This is a genomic window from Crenothrix polyspora, from assembly GCF_900163755.1.
In the GTDB taxonomy this organism is placed as follows: Bacteria; Pseudomonadota; Gammaproteobacteria; order Methylococcales; family Methylomonadaceae; genus Crenothrix; species Crenothrix polyspora.
The window spans coordinates 1-1,093 of the sequence record NZ_FUKI01000007.1 but is presented as its reverse complement, the minus strand read 5'-3'; the positions used below and the strand labels follow the sequence as shown (position 1 = coordinate 1,093).

3 protein-coding genes are annotated in these 1,093 nt (G+C 40.4%); all 3 read right to left on the bottom strand.

The window, feature by feature from the left end; translation table 11 throughout:
- Positions 1–80: 80 nt before the first annotated feature.
- Positions 81–320: a type II toxin-antitoxin system HicB family antitoxin gene (locus CRENPOLYSF2_RS00890; RefSeq protein WP_087142089.1), complete on the bottom strand. Its 240-nt coding sequence runs from the start codon at positions 318–320 to the stop codon at positions 81–83.
- Entirely contained in the window at positions 320–511 is a 192-nt protein-coding gene (locus CRENPOLYSF2_RS00885; protein WP_087142088.1) for a type II toxin-antitoxin system HicA family toxin, read from the bottom strand. Before CRENPOLYSF2_RS00885 ends, CRENPOLYSF2_RS00890 begins: the two co-directional genes overlap by 1 nt.
- Before the next feature lie 266 nt (positions 512–777).
- Positions 778–1,093 (bottom strand): IS3 family transposase (locus CRENPOLYSF2_RS00880; RefSeq protein ID WP_176370985.1); only part of this gene is annotated, 316 nt, incomplete at its 5' end.

The window sequence follows — 1,093 nt, the reverse complement described above, 5'->3', positions numbered from 1 at the left end:
CCAATTCGTTGAACCGCCCACTGCGGACCCGCATGGTGGGTGGTGTGGGGGCTGGGGGTTAGATGCCCCTGGCTACCCGATTAGGCTACATTCAATAATTTACTTGCTAAATTTCTGCTCATCGTAGGAGATGGCAAAGGCTTTCCATCATTTTTGATAGTTTCAATCCATTCATTCACAATCTGACAAAGCTCGGTATAAACTTGAATCTCATCATCTCCATGACAGCAAGTATCAATTATTCCAGGACAAGAACCAACAAAACATCCATCTTCATCAGACCATTCAACAATTTTGATATAGCGGTCACTTTCTTTCATTATTTTGACTCCACAATCTTTTTCTTTGTCTCGCGAATTTGATAGGGTTTAGCATCATCTGAGAGTTGCCCAGAAATAGTAATGCGACTACCGTTTGGATGTTCATAGTTTCTATGGCTACCTTTGCCGCCTCTATTAACAAAACCAGCCATTTCTAAATCACGAACAAGTTCTTTAATCTTAGGCGGCATTTTTATATTCCAATTATTTGCTTTTAGACTGAAATGTCGGGCAACAAAAAGCGGTTGCCCAACCTACCCGGCTAATTGATTTTACAGTGCATCGGCTTAAGTAAGTGCCATTCAGACATGACCCCATGCTTTTGCGTTGATTTCACCAATTTACGGTATATATAAACTGCTGACAATTTCCATCGTTAGTATACCCACTCTGTGGCACAAATTCATTAAAAGAACCAGAAATGATTTGTAATGGTCAAGTAAATTTGGACACTGCATTAGGCGCTTTTTAAAAATTGTTGTTCAAATTGGTTAGGTGCAGCACTTCCAATAATTGAATGTATCCTTTTAGTATTGTAAAAATGGATATATTTTGTGATTGCCCATGTCATTTCCTCGTGGGTTTGGTATTGGTCACGGCTGGTGGATTCTGTTTTCAGGCTCCTGAAAAAACGCTCCATCACAGCATTATCCCAACAGTTCCCCTTCCGGCTCATACTGGCCTTAATATGCAGCTCGGAGAGCTTATCTTGGGTGTGATTAAAAGTGCGGGGATTCTGTAGAATACCGTTATTTGTTTTGACAAAACCTATG

What these genes read in the sequence shown, in the direction of transcription:
- CRENPOLYSF2_RS00890 (WP_087142089.1), bottom strand. Translation starts at nt 320, where the DNA reads ATGAAAGAAAGTGACCGCTATATCAAAATTGTTGAATGGTCTGATGAA.
- CRENPOLYSF2_RS00885 (WP_087142088.1), bottom strand. Translation starts at nt 511, where the DNA reads ATGCCGCCTAAGATTAAAGAACTTGTTCGTGATTTAGAAATGGCTGGT.